At 61.3% G+C, this 18,321-nt stretch carries 19 protein-coding genes; 8 read left to right on the top strand and 11 right to left on the bottom strand.

Annotated features, from left to right (window positions below; all coding sequences use genetic code 11):
- Window positions 1–84 precede the first annotated feature (84 nt).
- Window positions 85–657 carry a TIGR01841 family phasin gene (phaP, locus tag AC1MGT_RS06620; RefSeq protein ID WP_332532479.1) on the top strand — a complete coding sequence of 191 codons (573 nt, stop codon included), beginning with the start codon at window positions 85–87 and terminating at the stop codon, window positions 655–657.
- A gap of 75 nt (window positions 658–732) precedes the next feature.
- Here phaP and AC1MGT_RS06625 read toward each other — a convergent pair whose 3' ends face one another.
- The 6 genes from AC1MGT_RS06625 to AC1MGT_RS06650 all read right to left on the bottom strand — a co-directional run bounded on the left by AC1MGT_RS06625 (window position 733) and on the right by AC1MGT_RS06650 (window position 6,039).
- A complete protein-coding gene (locus AC1MGT_RS06625; RefSeq protein ID WP_499503521.1) occupies window positions 733–1,467 on the bottom strand; it encodes an ABC transporter ATP-binding protein in 735 nt (244 codons plus the stop codon).
- Window positions 1,467–2,237 carry an ABC transporter ATP-binding protein gene (locus AC1MGT_RS06630; protein ID WP_332532481.1) on the bottom strand — a complete coding sequence of 257 codons (771 nt, stop codon included), beginning with the start codon at window positions 2,235–2,237 and terminating at the stop codon, window positions 1,467–1,469. Before AC1MGT_RS06630 ends, AC1MGT_RS06625 begins: the two co-directional genes overlap by 1 nt.
- Entirely contained in the window at window positions 2,234–3,445 is a 1,212-nt protein-coding gene (locus AC1MGT_RS06635; protein WP_499503522.1) for an ABC transporter permease subunit, read from the bottom strand. The genes AC1MGT_RS06630 and AC1MGT_RS06635 overlap by 4 nt, the downstream gene beginning before the upstream one ends.
- A 12-nt stretch (window positions 3,446–3,457) precedes the next feature.
- Window positions 3,458–4,387 carry a branched-chain amino acid ABC transporter permease gene (locus tag AC1MGT_RS06640; protein ID WP_258835419.1) on the bottom strand — a complete coding sequence of 310 codons (930 nt, stop codon included), beginning with the start codon at window positions 4,385–4,387 and terminating at the stop codon, window positions 3,458–3,460.
- A gap of 230 nt (window positions 4,388–4,617) precedes the next feature.
- Window positions 4,618–5,577 carry a 4-hydroxy-3-methylbut-2-enyl diphosphate reductase gene (gene ispH, locus AC1MGT_RS06645; RefSeq protein ID WP_332532483.1) on the bottom strand — a complete coding sequence of 320 codons (960 nt, stop codon included), beginning with the start codon at window positions 5,575–5,577 and terminating at the stop codon, window positions 4,618–4,620.
- 9 nt (window positions 5,578–5,586) lie between these two features.
- Window positions 5,587–6,039, bottom strand: coding sequence for an FKBP-type peptidyl-prolyl cis-trans isomerase (locus tag AC1MGT_RS06650; protein WP_332532484.1), 453 nt, complete (start codon window positions 6,037–6,039; stop codon window positions 5,587–5,589).
- A 113-nt stretch (window positions 6,040–6,152) separates the two neighbouring features.
- On the opposite strand from AC1MGT_RS06650, the gene radC reads away from it, so the two are divergent.
- The 4 genes from radC to AC1MGT_RS06670 all read left to right on the top strand — a co-directional run bounded on the left by radC (window position 6,153) and on the right by AC1MGT_RS06670 (window position 9,161).
- The gene (radC, locus tag AC1MGT_RS06655) at window positions 6,153–6,824 is read left to right on the top strand and encodes a RadC family protein (protein ID WP_332532486.1); all 672 of its coding nucleotides are present in this window, start codon (window positions 6,153–6,155) and stop codon (window positions 6,822–6,824) included.
- A 210-nt stretch (window positions 6,825–7,034) separates the two neighbouring features.
- Window positions 7,035–7,271: a 50S ribosomal protein L28 gene (gene rpmB / locus AC1MGT_RS06660; RefSeq protein ID WP_183555830.1), complete on the top strand. Its 237-nt coding sequence runs from the start codon at window positions 7,035–7,037 to the stop codon at window positions 7,269–7,271.
- 13 nt (window positions 7,272–7,284) lie between these two features.
- On the top strand, window positions 7,285–7,452 hold the full coding sequence (gene rpmG / locus AC1MGT_RS06665; RefSeq protein ID WP_005665735.1) for a 50S ribosomal protein L33: 168 nt from the start codon (window positions 7,285–7,287) through the stop codon (window positions 7,450–7,452).
- An 86-nt stretch (window positions 7,453–7,538) separates the two neighbouring features.
- A complete protein-coding gene (locus AC1MGT_RS06670; RefSeq protein ID WP_499503523.1) occupies window positions 7,539–9,161 on the top strand; it encodes a DUF418 domain-containing protein in 1,623 nt (540 codons plus the stop codon).
- A gap of 316 nt (window positions 9,162–9,477) precedes the next feature.
- Here the strand turns inward: AC1MGT_RS06670 and AC1MGT_RS06675 are convergent, their stop codons facing one another.
- The 5 genes from AC1MGT_RS06675 to AC1MGT_RS06695 form a co-directional block, all read right to left on the bottom strand.
- Entirely contained in the window at window positions 9,478–10,689 is a 1,212-nt protein-coding gene (locus tag AC1MGT_RS06675; protein WP_499503524.1) for a DesA family fatty acid desaturase, read from the bottom strand.
- Between the two features lie 104 nt (window positions 10,690–10,793).
- A complete protein-coding gene (locus tag AC1MGT_RS06680) occupies window positions 10,794–12,164 on the bottom strand; it encodes a mechanosensitive ion channel family protein (protein ID WP_499503525.1) in 1,371 nt (456 codons plus the stop codon).
- A 12-nt stretch (window positions 12,165–12,176) separates the two neighbouring features.
- Window positions 12,177–13,502, bottom strand: a complete 1,326-nt coding sequence (locus AC1MGT_RS06685) for an RsmB/NOP family class I SAM-dependent RNA methyltransferase (RefSeq protein WP_499503526.1) — start codon at window positions 13,500–13,502, stop codon at window positions 12,177–12,179.
- 43 nt (window positions 13,503–13,545) lie between these two features.
- On the bottom strand, window positions 13,546–14,175 hold the full coding sequence (purN, locus tag AC1MGT_RS06690; RefSeq protein ID WP_258835427.1) for a phosphoribosylglycinamide formyltransferase: 630 nt from the start codon (window positions 14,173–14,175) through the stop codon (window positions 13,546–13,548).
- Between the two features lie 64 nt (window positions 14,176–14,239).
- Window positions 14,240–14,767, bottom strand: a complete 528-nt coding sequence (locus tag AC1MGT_RS06695) for a barstar family protein (RefSeq protein WP_229424794.1) — start codon at window positions 14,765–14,767, stop codon at window positions 14,240–14,242.
- A gap of 274 nt (window positions 14,768–15,041) precedes the next feature.
- Here AC1MGT_RS06695 and AC1MGT_RS06700 point away from each other — a divergent pair, with 274 nt between their 5' ends.
- The 3 genes from AC1MGT_RS06700 to tfpB all read left to right on the top strand — a co-directional run bounded on the left by AC1MGT_RS06700 (window position 15,042) and on the right by tfpB (window position 18,313).
- Window positions 15,042–15,587, top strand: a complete 546-nt coding sequence (locus AC1MGT_RS06700) for a glycine zipper 2TM domain-containing protein (protein WP_499503527.1) — start codon at window positions 15,042–15,044, stop codon at window positions 15,585–15,587.
- Window positions 15,588–15,717: 130 nt separating this feature from the next.
- Window positions 15,718–16,500, top strand: coding sequence for a spermine/spermidine synthase domain-containing protein (locus tag AC1MGT_RS06705; RefSeq protein ID WP_499503528.1), 783 nt, complete (start codon window positions 15,718–15,720; stop codon window positions 16,498–16,500).
- 16 nt (window positions 16,501–16,516) lie between these two features.
- Complete coding sequence (gene tfpB, locus AC1MGT_RS06710) at window positions 16,517–18,313, top strand: type IV pilus assembly ATPase TfpB (protein ID WP_499503529.1); 1,797 nt, start codon at window positions 16,517–16,519, stop codon at window positions 18,311–18,313.
- Window positions 18,314–18,321 lie beyond the last annotated feature (8 nt).

An 18,321-nucleotide genomic window follows, 5' to 3' on the forward strand; every position in this document is an offset into this window, starting at 1 on the left:
AGAAGAGTTTCATCGCGTTTGCCGAAGAGCCTGCCCCACCCGAGCAATAGTCCATTCACGAAACGTAACATTTTGGAGAGACACATGTTTGCAATCCCTGAGCAGTTTTCGACCGCCACCAAGACCAGCCTGGAGTCGCAGTTCGCCCTGTTTTCGTCGCTGACGTCGAAGACGTTCGAAAGCATGGAAAAACTGGTCGCCCTGAACATCAGCACCGCACGCGCCAGCCTCGAAGAATCGTCGGCCCTCACCAGCAAGCTGCTGAGCGCCAAGGATCCGCAAGAGTTCTTCTCGCTGGCCGCCACCCAGGCACAGCCAAATGCTGAAAAAGCCATGGCCTACAGCCGTCAGCTGGCGTCGATCGCCAGCGGCACCGGCGCTGAATTCTCGAAAGCAGCCGAAAGCCAGATCGTCGAAGCCAACCGCAAGGTGATTTCGCTGGTCGACGAAGTGAGCAAGAATGCACCGGCCGGTTCGGAGAACTTCGTCGCCGCCGTCAAGACCGCCATCAGCAACGCCAATGCCGGTTACGAGCAGTTCAGCAAGACCTCGAAGCAGGCTGTCGAAGCCATCGAAACCAATGTCAACGCTGCCGTGTCGCAATTCTCGGCCACCGCTGCCAAAGCCACCAACGCCGCAACGGCTGCTGCTGCGTAATACTGCAGCATCACTGATCGGTAAAAAAATGGCCGGGTCGCGCAAGCGACCCGGCCATTTTTACGTGCGCGTACGTTATTCGCCCAGATATGCCGCCTGCACGCGCGGATCGGTCAGCATGTCGCGCGCATTGCCAGTCATGGTGACCTCGCCCGACTCCATCACATAGCCGCGATGCGCGGCCTGCAACGCCAGCTTGGCGTTCTGCTCCACCAGCAGGATCGTGATGCCCTGCTGCGATACATCACGGATCACCTCGAAAATCTTTTCGACCATGATTGGCGACAAGCCCATCGACGGCTCGTCGAGCAACAGCAACGTCGGATGGCACATCAGCGCGCGCGCCATCGCCAGCATCTGCTGCTCGCCGCCCGAGAGCGTCCCGGCCAACTGGGCCGCACGTTCCTTCAGGCGCGGGAACACGCTGTACCACTTCTCGATATCGGCGTCGATGCCGGCCTTGTCATTGCGCGTGTAAGCGCCCATCAACAGGTTTTCGTGAATCGACATGCGGGTGAACACGCCCCGCCCTTCCGGCACCATGGCCAGCTTTTGCTGGACCATGCGGAACGACTGCGTGCCGCGCAGCGGCTGCCCCAGGTAGCTGATGTCGCCTTCGACCTTGCATGGCGGCAACGTGCCGGTGATGGCTTTGAGTGTCGTGGTCTTGCCGGCGCCATTCGCGCCAATCAGCGTGACCAGTTCGCCCCGCGCCACTTGCAGATCGATGCCCTTGACCGCCTTGATGCCGCCGTACGCGACCTTCAAGCCCGTGATCTGCAGGATCGTTTCGCTCTTCATTGCATTCATCAGTGGGCACCTCCCAGATAGGCGTCGATCACGGCCTGGTTCTTCTGGATCTCGGCCGGCACACCTTCGGCGATCTGCTTGCCGTATTCGAGCACCGTGATGCGGTCGCACAAGCCCATCATCAATTTGACGTCGTGCTCGATCAGCAGCACGGTCTTGCCCTGCGCCTTGATCTTGACGAGCAGCTCGCGCAGACCCAGTTTTTCGGTGGCGTTCATGCCGGCCGCCGGCTCGTCCAATGCCAGCAATTGCGGATCGGTCGCCAGCGCGCGCGCGATTTCCAGGCGGCGCTGGTCGCCGTACGACAAAAACTTTGCCGTGCGGTTGGCAAACTGGCCGATACCGACGAAATCGAGCAGTTCCTGGGCGCGCACACGGATCGCCCGTTCTTCTTCACGCGCCGCCTTGTGGCGCAGGATCGCGCCGAGCACGCCCTGTTTGGTGCGCACATGGCGGCCCACCATGACGTTTTCGAGCGCACTCATCTCGCCGAACAGGCGGATGTTCTGGAACGTGCGCGCGATGCCGGCCCTGGCCACGTCGTGCGGGGCCGACGGCGAGTACGCCTTGCCGGCCAGCTCGAACGTGCCGCTGTCGGGCTGGTACAGGCCCGTGATCACATTGAAGAACGTGGTCTTGCCAGCGCCGTTGGGGCCGATCAGGCCGTAGATCTGGCCCTGCTTGATCCGGATGCCGACATCGGTCAGCGCCTGCAGGCCGCCGAAGCGCTTGTTGACGCCGGCAATATTGAGAATGACTTGTTCGCTCATGTGGTACTCGCTTCTTCGTCGTCACGCGCCAGCGCGGCGTTCGGCCGCTCTTCCTTGTTGGGCGACGGCCACAGGCCAGCCGGGCGCACCAGCATGATCAATACCAGCGCCAGGCCGTACAGCAACTGGCGCAGCACTTCGGCTTCAATGATCACCTTGCCGAACAGCGCCTGCTGGGCCGGGTCGACCACGTGGCGCAGCACTTCCGGCAGGGCCGCCAGCAACACGCCGCCCAGCACGACACCCGGGATGTGGCCGATACCGCCGAGAACCACCATGGCCAGCACGGCGATCGACTCAGTCAGCGAAAACGATTCCGGCGAAACAAACCCTTGGAAGGCGCCGAACATTGCGCCGGCCACGCCGCCAAACGAGGCGCCCATGGCAAAGGCGAGCAACTTGACGTTACGGGTATTGATGCCCATCGCCTTGGCCGCGATTTCGTCTTCGCGGATCGCCACCCAGGCGCGGCCCAGGCGCGAGTGCTGGAGGCGGCCCGTGATGAAGATCGACACAATCACCAGCGCCAGGAACAGGAAGTAATAGGCGTTCACCGACGGCATCGCGTAGCTGCCGATATGCACGGTGGCGTTGGAGCCCGCCTCGCCCGCCAGCGACACCCCGAAGATGCGGATCGGGTCGATCATGTTGATCCCCTGCGGCCCGTTGGTGAAGTTGATCGGGTCGTTCAGGTTGTTCATGAAGATCCGGATGATCTCGCCGAAGCCCAGCGTCACGATGGCGAGGTAGTCGCCGCGCAGTTTCAGGGTCGGGGCGCCCAGCAGCGCGCCACACAGCGCGGCGGACAAGGCTGCCAGCGGCACGATCGCCCACAGCGACAGGTGGATGCCGTTCTGCTGGATCTCGGGACCGAAGAACGCAACAAGCGCTTCGCCGATGGCGGGCGAATAATAGATCACCGATTCCAGCAGCGCGGCGAACTGTGGCGACGAGAACAGGCCGACCAGGTAGGCGCCTACAGCGAAGAACGCGATATAGCCCAGGTCGAGCAGGCCGGCAAAGCCCACTACGATGTTCAGGCCGAGCGCGAGCATGATGTACAGCAGCGCGATGTCGATGATGCGCACCCACGAGTTGCCAAATTGCGCGGCAAAGAACGGGAAGATCAGGAGCAGCACCAGCACAATCGCCATGCTGGTGTAGGCCTGGCGCGGCTTGTGCTGGGTGTCGAACGTCAGGAGTGCCATGGTGTGCTCCGGTTAAGCGCGGTCGGCCACGCGTTCGCCCATGATGCCGGACGGGCGCAGGGTCAACACGAGGATCAGCACCACGAAGGCGAAGATGTCCTGGTAGTGGCTGCCGAGGAAGCCACCGGTCAGGTCGCCGATATAGCCGGCGCCCAGCGCTTCGATGATGCCCAGCACGAGGCCACCGATCATGGCGCCATAGATATTGCCGATCCCGCCCAGCACCGCGGCGCAGAATGCCTTCAGGCCCGGCAGCACGCCCATCGTGAACGTGATCGACGCGTAGTTGGCACCCCACATTACGCCGGCCACGGCGGCGAGCGCCGCGCCGATGGCGAAGGTGGCGACGATCACGCGGTTCGTATCGATGCCCATCAGGCCAGCCACGCGCGGGTTTTCGGCCACAGCGCGCATTGCGCGGCCCATCCGCGTGCGCTCGACCAGCAGCACGAGACTGCCCATCGCCAGAGCGGCCAGCACCAGCAGCAAGACCTGGGTCTGCGAAATCATGGCGCCGCCAATCATGATCGGTTCGGACGACAGCAATTGCGGGAACGGCAACGGGCTGCGGCCCCAGATCATCATCGCGAACGTTTGCAGCAGGATCGAGATGCCGATGGCCGTGATCAACGGCGCCAGGCGCGGCGCATTGCGCAGGCGGCGGTAGGCGATGCGTTCGATCAGAATATTGACCAGCATGGTGACGGGAATGGCGCCGAGGATCGCGAGCGCCAGCTGCACATAGCCAGGCAGGCCGGGCACATAGGCTTCAAGCAATTGCAGGATGGTCAGGCCGATCATTGCGCCGATCATCAACACGTCGCCGTGGGCAAAGTTGATCAGGTTGAGGACGCCGTACACCATCGTGTAGCCGAGCGCGACCAGCGCATACATACTGCCGAGCACGAGCCCGTTCAGTAGTTGTTGGATAAAGGTTTCCATCGTTCCGCCTGTTGTGCAATAACAAAAAACGGCACGCCGGGGTATCCCGACGTGCCGCTCAAGGTCTGAAGCTGCTGCTTTACCGTTGTCTGCGGCCGAACGACGCGCTGGTTAGCACATCGCTACGACAAATCCGAGCGCCGCCATCATAGCTTGGCTGCCGGAAAACTAACAACGGTAAATGGCGGCAGTAGCTAATTTTTGTTTTCTGCCAGAACGAAAAATAATGTTCAGCCTTCCGCCTTGAAGGCAACCTGTCGAACGCCATCCAGGCCTTTCGGCAGCGGGAAAGTGACGTTCTCTTCAACGCCTTCAAGGGCGCGCACACTGGCCGCGCCCAGTTGCTTGAGGCGATCGATCACGGCTTGCACCAGTACCTCGGGCGCCGACGCGCCGGCGGTGACGCCGATGCGTTTCTTGCCGGCGATCCAGGCCGGATCGATGGCGGCGGCGTTGTCGACCATATAGGCAGGCGTGCCCATCTTGTCAGCCACTTCGCGCAGGCGGTTCGAGTTCGAGCTGTTGGGGCTACCGACGACGATCACCACTTCGACCTGCGGCGCGAGGAACTTGACGGCTTCCTGGCGGTTGGTGGTGGCGTAGCAGATGTCGCCCTTCTTCGGCTCGATAATGTTCGGGAAGCGCACCTTGAGCGCGTCGATGATGTCGGCCGTGTCGTCGACCGACAACGTGGTTTGCGACACATACGCGAGCAGGTCCGGGTTGCGCACTTGCAGGTTCTCGACATCGGCAACGGTCTCGACCAGGTGCATGCCTTCTTCGGCCTGGCCCATCGTGCCTTCGACTTCCGGGTGGCCGTCGTGGCCGATCATGATGATCTCGGCGCCGAGTTTGCGCATCTTGGCCACTTCGACGTGCACCTTGGTCACCAATGGGCAGGTCGCGTCGAAGATCGTCAGGCCGCGCGCTTCGGCGTCGGCCCGGACTGCTTTCGAGACGCCATGGGCCGAGAACACCAGGGTGTTACCCGGCGGGACGTCTTCGAGCTGCTCGATGAAGATCGCGCCCTTGGTGCGCAGGTCGGCCACCACATACGCGTTGTGGACGATCTCGTGGCGCACATAGATCGGGGCGCCGAATTGGGTCAGGGCGCGCTCGACGATTTCGATGGCGCGGTCCACGCCAGCGCAAAAGCCGCGCGGCTGGGCAAGCAGAATTTCGTTTTCCATAGTCTTCCTTTACAGCACCGAAATCAGTTTCACTTCGAACTGGAGCGCCCGGCCAGCCATTGGGTGGTTGAAGTCGAACAGGGCCGAGTCATCGCGCATTTCAAGCAGCACGCCGGCAAACCGGCCGCCCTTCGGCGCGTTGAACTCGACCACTTCGCCAACCAGATAATCGGCGCCCGGCACCGAATTTTCCTCCAATGTCGCCTTCGACACCGACTGGATCAGTTCGGGGTTACGTTCGCCGAACGCTTCCTGCGCGCTGAGCTCGAAGGTCTGGTGCGTGCCTTCGGGCAGGCCGATCAGGCGCTCTTCGAGGAACGGCGCGAGCTGGCCCTGACCGAGCAACAGGGTGGCCGGCGTGCCATTGAAGGTGGTGATCACATCAGAACCACCGGCAACAGCCAGGCGGTAATGCAGTGTCAGGTACGAGGATTCATTGACGACAGGAGCAGCGTTGGCCATGTTCTTTGCGACGTTTCGTATGAGTGCGGGCAGCCCCGGTGGGGCAAACCGCTATTGTAAGCCACGCGCGCAGCTTGCGCCCGGGCTGCCTCTTTTTTTGGCGAGGAATCACGATGGGAATTTGTGACTGGCCCGAGCAGGACCGCCCGCGCGAGCGCTTGCTGCGCGATGGCCCGGGGGCATTGTCCGACACCGAATTGCTGGCGATCTTCCTGCGCGTGGGCGTGGCCGGGAAAAGCGCCGTGACGCTGGCCGGCGACACCCTCACCCACTTTGGCTCGCTGCAGCGGCTGCTGCATGCCGATGCGGGTGAGTTCGGGCAGCTGCACGGGCTCGGGCCGGCCAAGTATGCGCAGCTGCAGGCAGCGCTCGAACTGGCGCGGCGCGCGGTGGCCGAACAATTCCGGCGCGAGGCGCTGTGTTCGCCCGAAGCCGTGCGGCACTATCTGCGCAGCCACTTCGCGCTGCGAACGCATGAATCGTTCATCGTGCTGTTTCTGGATGTGAAGAATCGCTTGATCAATTGCGATGAAATGTTCCGGGGCACGCTCACGCATACCAGTGTCTATCCCCGCGAAGTCGTCAAGGCGGCGCTGCGGCGCGATGCAGCGGCCGTGATCCTGGCGCACAACCATCCTTCAGGCGTGGCCGAGCCAAGCGACGCGGATCTGCGGCTGACCAGCGCGCTCACGCAGGCGCTGTCACTGGTCGAAATCCGGGTACTGGACCATTTCGTGGTGGCGGGCAGCCATGTGCATTCGTTTGCCGAGAATGGGCAGTTGTGACGGATTTGCTACCTTCGCCTGGCCTGGTCATTGGCATGAATTACATCGCGTAAACAGGGGCTTACCCGTGCAAATGTGCTCGAATTCGGGATTGTTAAATTTTTTATCCACGCTAATTAACCATTGTTTTTCGCAAGTGATTGATTCCGCTTCATTTTTCGCGCTATACTCTCGTTTTTCCAGTCCTGGAACATATTTAAGGAGTGCACTATGGCACGTGTTTGCCAAGTAACCGGCAAGGGTGTGATGGTTGGTAACAACGTCTCCCACGCTAACAACAAAACGAAGCGTCGTTTCCTGCCTAACCTGCAGAATCGCCGTATCTACGTCGAATCGGAAAACCGCTGGGTTTCGCTGCGTTTGTCGAACGCCGGCCTGCGCCTGATTGACAAGCTCGGCATCGATGCCGTGCTGGTCGACATGCGTGCTCGTGGCGAAAAAGTTTAATTAGGGAGCTATCATGGCAAAAACTGGCCGCGACAAAATCAAGCTGGAATCGACTGCAGGCACGGGTCACTTCTACACCACCACCAAGAACAAGCGCACGATGCCGGCGAAAATGGAAATTACCAAATTCGACCCTAAGGCACGTAAGCACGTGATCTACAAAGAAACCAAGATCAAGTAATTGATCCTGTTGTCTTTCAAAAAGCCGCCGGCGCAAGCCTGGCGGCTTTTTTTATGGCCGGACACCGTCCGCGTTACCATGGCGGAATGACCAGCTCGTCCCTGCCCGCCCTCTCTCCCGCCAACGACCGCCTCGATGCCCTTGATGTACTGCGCGGTTTTGCGCTGATCGGCATCTGCATCGCCAACGTCGAATTTTTCAACCGGCCCGTGGTCGAATCCGGACAAGGCATCCCGGCTGGCCTGCACGGCCTCGACTGGCTCGTGGCGTTCCTTGTCGCGTACCTGGTCAGCGGCAAGTTCTGGACGATCTTTTCGCTGCTGTTCGGCATGGGCTTCGCGCTGATGCTCGAGCGCGCCCGCGTGGCCGGGCGGCCGTTCGCGCCAACCTACGGCCGCCGGGTCGGCGTGCTGCTGGCAATCGGCTTGTTGCACCACACCTTGCTGTGGAGCGGCGATATCCTGATCAGTTATGCGGCCGGCGCACTCGCGCTGATGCTCGCCCTGCTGGCGCCAGCGCGCGTGCTGGTGATTGCCCTCATTGCCTGCATTGCGCTGCCCCAGGTTCCGGGGCTGGGCCTGCTGGGCTGGCTGCTGGCACCTGTCATCCTGGCGTCGCTGGTCGCGCTCTACCTGCGCACCCGGCAAGCCTGGCTATTTCCGCTGGTGACGATCGGTACTGGAGTACTGATGTTGCTGGCGGCACTGCTCGCCGCATCGGGCAGCAAGGGCGACGACACGACGATGCTGACCGCGGTGGGCGCCATCTTCACGGGCCTTGGCCTCCTTGCCTTATGGCGCGGACCGGCCGAGCAGAAGCCGCTACGCATCGGCGTCCAGATCGTGATGCTGACCTATTGTCTGATCGCGGTAGAAGCCGGCATGCGGCACTTTGCGCCTGCCGTTGGACAGACCGCGGGCGTCAGCAGCGTGAGCAGCACTGGTAGCGCTGGTATCGCTGGTAGCGCCCATGCTGATGGCGAGTCCCTGCCTGCCGACAGTGGCCGCGTTTTGCGCTACCAAGAACAAGTCGCACGCAGCACTGAAGAACGCGTCGTACTGACGCAGGGCAGCTATCCGGATGCAGTCGCAATGCGGTTCAAGCAACTGGACGAACGCATGGTGGACGAGGTCGGTTTCTCGGTGTTGCTGGTGGGCGTGTTCCTGATCGGTATCTGGTTCGTGCGATCGGGTGTGATTGCACACGCAGCCGAGCACAAGCCGCTCTACCAACGCCTCGCCATTGTTGGGATCCCGCTAGGCATCGGACTTGGCCTGCTTGGCAGCCTGATCGCGACGGGCCGGCCGCCTGGCGTCAACGATGGTGGCCATGATCTTGCCCACGCCCTGCTGTCACTGGGTAGTCTGCCAGCTGCGCTTGGCTATATTGGCGCCGTCATGCTGATGCTGCACAGCCATGGCGCGCTGGCACGGATCCGCCTGCTGGCACCATTCGGACGCATGGCACTGAGCAATTACCTGACGCAATCGCTCGTATTTTCATTGTTGTTTTATGCCCACGGAATGGGGCTCTGGGGCATCGGGCGGACAGCGCAAGTAGGCATTGCGCTGGGACTATGCGCGCTGCAGATCGGCCTGAGCCACTGGTGGCTGGCACGTTACCAGTACGGCCCAGCGGAATGGCTCTGGCGCGCGCTGACCTATCTGACTTGGCCACCGATGCACATAAAAAGCCGGGGTCAGGTCTGACATTCGGACACGATCTCGACAGTCAAGTAGTCGCATGGTCGAAAATAGCTGGAACTGCTACGTGCTAACGATGGGCGAGACACCACAAGAAGTGGCTAAGGTTGAGGTCGTGTCCGAATGTCAGACCTGACCCCGGCTGTACCGGCTGTACCGGCTGTATGACCCCGGCTGTACAGCTGTGACCCCGGCTGCGGAAGTGGATAAGGCTGAGGTCGTGTCCGAATGTCAGACCTGACCCCGGCTTTGGTGTGCGGGCGCGACCAAATGCAAAACGGCTCCCGAAGGAGCCGTTTCTTTTTAATGCGCTGATACCGAATCAGGCATAGGTGCGCAGGCGCAATGAGAACTCTTGCAGCGCCTTGATGCCCGACGCCTCGGCGCGGTTGCACCAGTCCTGCAACTGATGCAGCAACTGATCGCGGGTATGGTGCGAACGTTCCCAGATCGCGCCCAGTTCCACGCGCATATTGTGCATGGTTTCCAGCGCCTTGCTGTGCTGGAACAGCTCAACCAGCTGCTCTTTCTGCGACAACTCCAGCTTGGCCGGTTCACGTTGCATCAGCTTGCGCGAGCTTTTAAGGAAGCGCGTTTCCAGGCCACTTGCATGCTTGCGCTGCTCGAATTCTTCATGGAACGCGTGACGCACCGATTTCGCATACTTCGCCATCACGTCATACCGGTTGGCGATCACCGATTGCAGCGTGTCGAAGTCAGCCTGTTCCTTGTTCTTTGCAAGCTTTGGCTTCGGCGCCACTTTCTTGACCTTGGCCAAGCCCACCATCTCGAGCATGCGGATATAACCCCAGCCCAGGTCGAACTCATACCACTTGCTCGACAGCTTGGCCGACGTGGCATACGTGTGGTGATTGTTGTGCAGCTCTTCGCCGCCAATCAGGATGCCCCATGGGAAGATGTTGGTCGCGGCATCGCTGCAATCGAAATTGCGGTAGCCCCACCAGTGGCCGAGACCATTGATGATGCCGGCAGCAGTGATCGGAATCCACATCATCTGCACGGCCCACACCGACAAGCCGATGATGCCGAACAGCGCAATGTTAATCACCAACATCGCGACCACACCCATCATGCTGCGGCCGGTGTACACGTGGCGCTCGATCCAGTCGTCCGGGGTGCCATGGCCATACTTGTCCATGGTTTCCTGAACCTTGCTCTCAGCGCGGTACAGCTCGGCGCCTTCGAACAGCACCTTGCGGATGCCGCGCGTTTGCGGGCTGTGCGGATCTTCTTCGGTGTCGCACTTGGCGTGGTGTTTACGGTGGATCGACGCCCACTCCTTGGTGACCTGACCAGTGGTCAGCCACAGCCAAAAGCGGAAGAAGTGACTTGGAATCGGATGCAGGTCAAGCGCGCGGTGCGCCTGATGGCGGTGCAGGTACACAGTGACGCTGATGATGGTGATGTGCGTGACCACCAGCGTGTACAGAACGACTTCCCATGCCGAAAAATCCAGCAGGCCAGTCGACAAGAACGACAGCACAGCGTGCAAAGTGTCGTTAAAGAAATTCATTCAGTCTCCAATGGCAGGGCTTGTATGACGTCGATCAGGAAGATCGCACATGCATAACCCTTGCATTTTACGTGTTTCTACTGCCGCACGGCAGCAGCACGTCTTCAATTTTTGCCTAAATCCACGCCAGTCTGTTTTACGCCACCTTCGGTAGCGTCTGATGCACCCTCGGGGGTGCGCGCCATCATGGATGTGATGTGCGCGTCGAGCAGGCGCGTGTCCATCGAAGGATGGCCGAGCTTGATGGCGCCCGTGTGCACCAGCGCGTAAATCTTGCGGTTGACCTCAGAGATCGGCCCGCCCTGCCCGTTTTCCGGGTCGCCCAGGAAAAACCCGACTTCCAGCTCGTAGCCGTCGGCGACAAAGGCAGTGAGCAGCACATTCGGGGCCGGCGTCTCAAGCACGCGGGCAACGCCCTTGGGTTGCTCTTCCAGCAACGGCATCACGACCGCTAGATCGCTGTCGTACGACACCACCAGCTTGGTGACAGCGCGCACGTTCTTGTTCGTCACCGACTGGTTCAGCACCACGCCGGTGATCAGCATTTCGTTCGGCAACAGGGTCTGCGTACCGTCGGCGCTACGCAACACCGTGTAGCGCGTATTGATGCGCGAAACCTTGCCCGAATACTTGTCGAGCGTGATCGGATCGCCAATCGCCAGGCTGCGCTCGAACAGGATGATGAAACCAGACACATAATTACTGGCAATGCGCTGCATGCCCAGACCCAGACCCACACCAAGCGCGCCGCCGAACACCGACAGCACGGTCAGGTCCAGCCCCGCCAGCGACAAGCTGAACAACACTGCAACAAGGATCATCGCAGCGCGGCCCACGCGCGCTAACGCGACGCGCAGCGACGAGTGCATGCGCTCGACATGCATCAGCCGCTCTTCGAGCGCGGCGCCGGCCCACAGCGCCAGGATCATCAGCACGACGATCGACACGATGCCCTGCAACAGGTCGAGCAGCGAGGTTTTCTTGGCCCCGACCGGTAGCATGGTCGTCTCGAGCGCACGCAACACGTCCGGCAGGATGCCGGTCAGGTGCAGCGCCACGATAATCCAGGCCGTGAAGGCAAACACGCGCTCGAACGTCTGCAGCGCCTCGCCCACCTGGCCACGGCGCGCAAAAGCACGGCGCAGCAGGTAGAAGAAGGTGCGGATGACTGCCAGCGACACGAACAGCGGCAGCGCCACGCGCAGCAGGTTCACGGTCTGGAAGTGTTCCAGAATGACCTTGCTCAGCGACAGCAGCGCCACAGTCAACAGCGGCCCGAGCACACGGGCAACGCCGCCCAGCCCGACACGCATCAAGCGGCCCTGTTCATCCCGGTTCTTGAGCAGCGACCGCCCGATCAACCCTGCCAACCCCCAGCCCACCGCCACACAGAAGACAATCGCAAGCGCCTGCCACAACAGGGCCGGGTTGCGGATGTCGGCAATCATGACATTCCAGAGGTCGGACAAGGGCATCGCAGGGATTCCTTATTCTTCGTCGGTTGCCGTCACATCGGCGTCAAGATCGGCGTCTGCCTTGACTGGCGCTGCCTTGACCAGCGCCTTGCGTTGCAGCACGGCGGCGAAGAAGCCATCGGTCTGATGCTTGTGCGGCAAGAGCTTGAGATACTTGTCCATTTCGAGTGGAATCTTTTGCTCGGCCAGCACCTGGCTCATCGGCACCAGATCGAAATCCGGATGCGTAGCCAGGAAGCCTTCGACGATGACGTCGTTTTCTTCATTCAGCAGGCTGCAGGTGGCATACACGAGGCGGCCACCGTTCTTGACCAGGCGCGCAGCACCGTCCAGGATTGCGGCTTGCTTTTCCTGCATCTCGGCAATCGCGCCCAGTTGCTGGCGCCACTTGACGTCCGGATTGCGGCGCAAGGTGCCCAGGCCCGAGCATGGCGCATCGACCAGCACGCGGTCGATCTTGCCGGCCAGACGCTTGACCTTGGCATCGCGCTCGTGCGCGATGAGCACCGGATGCACGTTCGACAAACCGCTGCGCGCCATACGCGGCTTCAGTTTGGCCAGGCGCTTTTCGGACACGTCGAACGCGTACAGGCGCCCGGTGTTGCGCATCAGTGCGCCCAGTGCCAGCGTCTTGCCGCCAGCGCCGGCGCAGAAGTCGACCACCATCTCGCCGCGGCGCGCGCCAACGATCTGCGACAGCACCTGGCTGCCCTCGTCCTGCACTTCGATCGCGCCTTCCTTGAACAGCGGCAGATTCTGCAGCGCAGGCTTTTGCTTGACGCGCAGCCCCAGCGGCGCATACGGCATCGGCTCGGCGACGATCGGCGCTTCGAGCAGCGTAGCGATGACAGCGTCGCGCTCGGCCTTGATCGAATTGACGCGCAGGTCGAGCGGCGCCGGCGTGTTGAGCACGACAGCCAGTTCCAGGGCTTCGGCTTCGCCGAACTGGGCGACCAGCTTGTCGTACAGCCATTGCGGCAGATTGGCTTGCACCGGACCTGGCAGCAACGTGCGATCGACTTCCTTGATACGGGTCAGGAAGTGGGTTTCATCTTCGGTCAGGCCACCGATCGAATCGATGCCAGCCGTTTCGGCCAGGCCCAGCAGCGCCAGGCGACGCATCGATGGCGTGCTGCCATGGCCGGCGAAATCGGTGAAGAATGATTTGTTACGCAGCACCGAATACACGGCTTCGGCAATCACGCCACGCTCACGGCCGCCAAAACGCGGATTGTCTTTGAAGAAACGCGACAGGGTGACGTCGGCTGGGGAGGTAAAACGGAGAATCTCGCGCAGGACTTCTTCAGTCTTGGCGACGATCGCTGGAGGCAATCTCATGTAAATCCTTGGGTTGTAAACTGCTTACTTAAAACAATGCGTTTTAAATACTAATGGCGTCAAAGCCAGGCTCGACGATGCGCACCGCACCGTTCTCGACGACCAGACGGTCTTCAACGAACAGGCGCACCGCGCGCGGATAAAGCTTGTGTTCTTCGACCAGCAGGCGGGTAGCCAGCGTGGCTTCGGTATCGCCCGGCAGCACGGGAATGCGTGCCTGCAAGACAGCCGGGCCGTGATCGAGTTCGGCCGTAACAAAATGGACCGTCGCGCCATGCTCGACACAACCGGCATCGAGCGCCTGCTGGTGCGTGTGCAATCCCGGAAACAGCGGCAGCAGCGACGGGTGGATATTGAGCATCCGGCCTGCATAATGCTCGACGAACGGCGCCGTCAGGATGCGCATGAAACCGGCCAGCACGACCAGGTCGGGCTCGAAGACGTCGATGGTTTCCTGCAGCTTGGCGTCGAATTCGGCGCGGGTGGCGAACGACTTGCTTGGCACCACCGCAGTGGGAATGCCGCGCGCCTGCGCAAACGCCAGGCCACCGGCTTCAGGTTTATTGCTGATGACGGCGGCGATACGGGCTGGCCAACCTTCGGCATCAAGCGCTCGCACGACCGCTTCCATATTGCTTCCGCGGCCCGAAATCAGGATCACGATATTTTTCATAGCCGGCATTGTACCGTAACGACGGGCACCAAATGCTGCCTGAAATGGCGACCTTGGCCCTCGCTCAGGCGGTCGGCGGCACCGTCGCGAACGAGTAGAACACGCGGAACGGGACCTTCTTTTCGGCCCAGAATTCGGCCGCATCGCGAAATACGTCAAGCAGGTTTTCGCGCGCTTCCTTGTCGAACTTCTGGGCGCTTGGCAGCTGCTCCAGCACCACGATGAAGCCCGGCTGCGGGCCTGCTTCGTGGACGGTTTCGGTCAGGCATTTGCGCAGTGCATCGAAGTTCTTGCTGCAGGGCTTGGGGAAGTAAAATTGTTCGCCGATGCGGGCGCAGACTTGTTGTTTGGTGAGCGTATTGGCGCAATGTGCGTACAGAAAATGATGCCCGAGTTGCCCCGCCTCCTGTTGCAGATCGCCAACGTTAAACGCGCGGATCGCTTGCACAATATTCGGCGCCACTCTCATCAACAAACTCATTTTTTCCTCAAGTTGACCTGTCAATAACGCGCCATCGCGCAACCTGTCGCGACGCCATGGGGCGTTGCTGCCGCTAACCTCGCTGTCGTTGCTATACGCCAATAAGTCCATGATTTGTGTAAGGGTAACGTTTTGTGGTATTGGAAGCAACCCAAATGTGCATTGCGAATAGTCATTTGTAAGAATCGGTACCACCTTGACTGCCTCAAAAACAAGGCGAATCGGGCGGATTCATTCTGGCGTGCCTCGAACGCCTCGCCATCGGCTGTTACATTTTGTTGCCACGGGGACTCGATGCGTTTTTGCGATCGGCGTACTATCAAGACTTGAACGCAGACTGTATTTATTGTCTCAACCAACGTCGCACCACTGAACGAGGACCATCATGAAATTCCAAGCCAAACTGATCATCGCAGCCCTGGGTGTGGCCACCCTGCCGCTGGTACAGGCTGCCGACTTTGAAGATTTCGGCCGGGTGGTGCGCGTCGAGCCGCGCGTCGAACAAGTCCGCACCCCGCGCCAGGAGTGCCGAACGGAATACGTGCAAGTGCCGGTGCAACAAGAGCGCAATGCGGGCGGCACGATCGTCGGCGGTATCGCCGGCGCGCTGCTCGGCAGCCAGATCGGTGGCGGTAACGGTAAAGTGGCCGCGTCGGCCGCTGGCGCCATCGCCGGCGCCATGGTAGGCGACCGCGTTCAGAACAATGGCCGTCAGGGCAGCAGCGTGCAGGAACAAGCGGTGCAGCAATGCCGCACCGTGGAAGCCATCGAGTCGCGCACCTCCGGCTACAACGTGACCTACGAATACCGTGGCCAGAATTACACATCGCTGATGCGCAACGACCCGGGCAACCGCGTGCGCCTGCGCGTGTCGGTCCAGCCACTGGACAGCTACGACGACGGCCAGGCCTACAGCCAGTACCAGCGCTAAGATTCGTCATTCATGAACAACCACGCGGCCCTGGTGGCCGCGTTGTCGTATGCAGGGTGCGGATCGTGGACCGAGCTTGCGCTGTGGGAACGCAACCGCCGATAATAGGGCGATTCCATCAGGCAGTCTTATGCTCATCAAACGCAAATCCATCGAACAGGCCGAATCGTCGCGCCGCCCTTCCCGCAAACCCAAGTACGCGCCCGTCACGCTGTCCGAACAGGAAGGCGTGCGCTACCTGCATTTCGGTACCGAATGGGTCCAGGGTGCCATGCGCATCCGCAAGCCTGACTGGCCCGAACTCGAGTATGCGCAGCAGATGATGGCGTGGATGCTGTTCATCGAGTCGCCACGCGCCATCGTCCAGCTCGGCCTGGGCGCGGCGACGATGACCAAGTTCTGCTACCGTCAGTTCCCCGAGGCCACCGTCACCGCCATCGAACTGAACCCATCGGTCATCGCCATCTGCAACTCGATGTTCAAGCTGCCGGGCCTGGACGAGCGCCTGACCGTGCTCGAGATGGACGCGCTGGACTTCGTCGAAGACCAGGAACACCACAATGCGTTCGACGTGTTCCAATGCGACCTCTACGACGCCACCGCGCGCGGCCCGGTGCTCGACACCCCCGAGTTCTACGTGGCCTGCGCCAATTGCCTGACCGACGACGGCATCATGACCGTCAACCTGTTTGGCGACCACCCGAGCTTTGCCAAGAACCTCAAGGCCATGAAATTCGCCTTCGGCCACGTACTGTGCCTGCCCGAGGTGCACGATGGTAATGTGGTCGCGCTCTGCTTCAAGACGCGCCCAACGCTTGACGAGGACGCGCTGACCAAACGGGCGGCGCAGATCAAACTCCAGACCAAGCTGCCCGCCGCATCCTGGGTCAAGGGATTGTTCGCCACCGATTGATTCGCCAAGGGCCACCGTGAACGCCATCCCGCAAAAACCCGCCAGTCTGCGCAAGCTCGACCTGCAATCGATTTTTTCGTGGCTGCTGGCCGACGGGATCGTCACGAAGGACAATGTCAAGGCCCAGTTCGCCCAGGCCCAGGGCATTCTCAAGAATGCGCCTGGCTCGATGCACCCGCTTACGGCGGTGGCGCAATGCAAGCTGGTTTCCGAACTGCCCCCCAACCGCCTGCTCACGCTGGACGTGCTGACCGAATGGTGCGCGGCCAAGGTCGGCCTGCCCTTCATCCGCATCGATCCGCTCAAGATCGATTTCACGAAAGTGGCCGATGTGATGTCGGCCGGCTACGCCGCGCGCTTCAATATCCTGCCGGTGGAAATGACGGCCACGACGCTGGTGGTGGCCACGGCCGATCCGGCGCTGACCGAATGGGAAGCCGAAATCGCGAAAGTCGCCCGGCGCCGCATCGAACTGGTGCTGGCCAATCCGCTCGACATCGCCCAGTACATTTCGCAATTCTTTGCGCTGGCCAAGTCGATCCGCGACGCCAACCGCAGCAGCGGGCAAGACGTCGCGATGCGCAACAACTTCGAGCAGCTGGTGGAAATGGGCAAGGCGAACAAGCAGTTCGACGCCAATGACCAGCACATCGTCAATATCGTCGACTGGCTGTGGGGTTACGCCTTCGAGCAGCGCGCCTCGGACATTCACCTGGAACCGAAGCGTGAATTTGCTGTCGTACGGTTTCGCATCGACGGCGTGCTGCACCAGGTCTACCAAGTGCCGGCCGTGGTCATGATTGCGATGACGGCGCGGATCAAATTGCTGGGGCGGATGGACGTCATTGAAAAGCGCCGCCCGCAAGATGGCCGCATCAAAACCCGCACCGCCGGCGGCCAGGAAGTCGAATTGCGCCTGTCGACGATGCCCACCGCGTTCGGGGAAAAGCTCGTGATGCGTATTTTCGACCCTGAAGTCGTCGTCAAGACATTGCCCGAGCTGGGCTTTCCGGCTGACGACGCCCTGCGCTGGGATCGCCTGACCAAGCGCCCGCACGGCATCATTCTCGTGACCGGCCCGACTGGCTCGGGCAAGACGACCACGCTGTACACGACGCTCAAGGCGCTGGCGACGAGCGAAGTCAATGTCTGCACGGTGGAAGACCCGATCGAGATGGTCGAACCGGCCTTCAACCAGATGCAGGTGCAGCCGGGGATCGATTTGTCGTTCGCCGACGGCGTGCGCTCGCTGATGCGCCAGGACCCGGACATCATCATGGTCGGCGAGATCCGCGACCTGCCAACGGCCGAGATGGCGATCCAGGCCGCGCTGACCGGGCACCTGGTGTTCTCGACGCTGCATACGAACGACGCGCCATCGGCGGTCATGCGCCTGATCGAACTGGGCGTGCCGGATTACCTGCTCGAGGCCACCCTGATCGGCGTGATGGCCCAGCGCCTGGTGCGCACGCTCTGCCCTGCCTGCAAGACGCCCGGTGGCGAGTTGAGCGACGACGTGTGGGGCAGTGTTGGCGGTGCGTGGAAGATTCCGAAGCCCGCGGTTGTGTACCGGCCCATTGGGTGTCCGGAATGCCGTCAGACCGGGTATCGGGGGCGGACCGGGATTTATGAGCTGTTGAGCGTGAGTGAGGGCTTTGGCAAGCTGATGCGGGGTGCGGGCGACCTGGTCGCGCTGCGCCAGCAGAGTGTTCTCGATGGCATGAAGCCGCTGCGCATTGCCGGCGCCATGAAGGTGGTCGAAGGCGTGACCACGGCGGACGAGGTGCTGAAGGTCACGTCGGCGCTGTCTTGAGCAGTTCC

The organism is Telluria sp. BA11 (genome assembly GCF_056680305.1).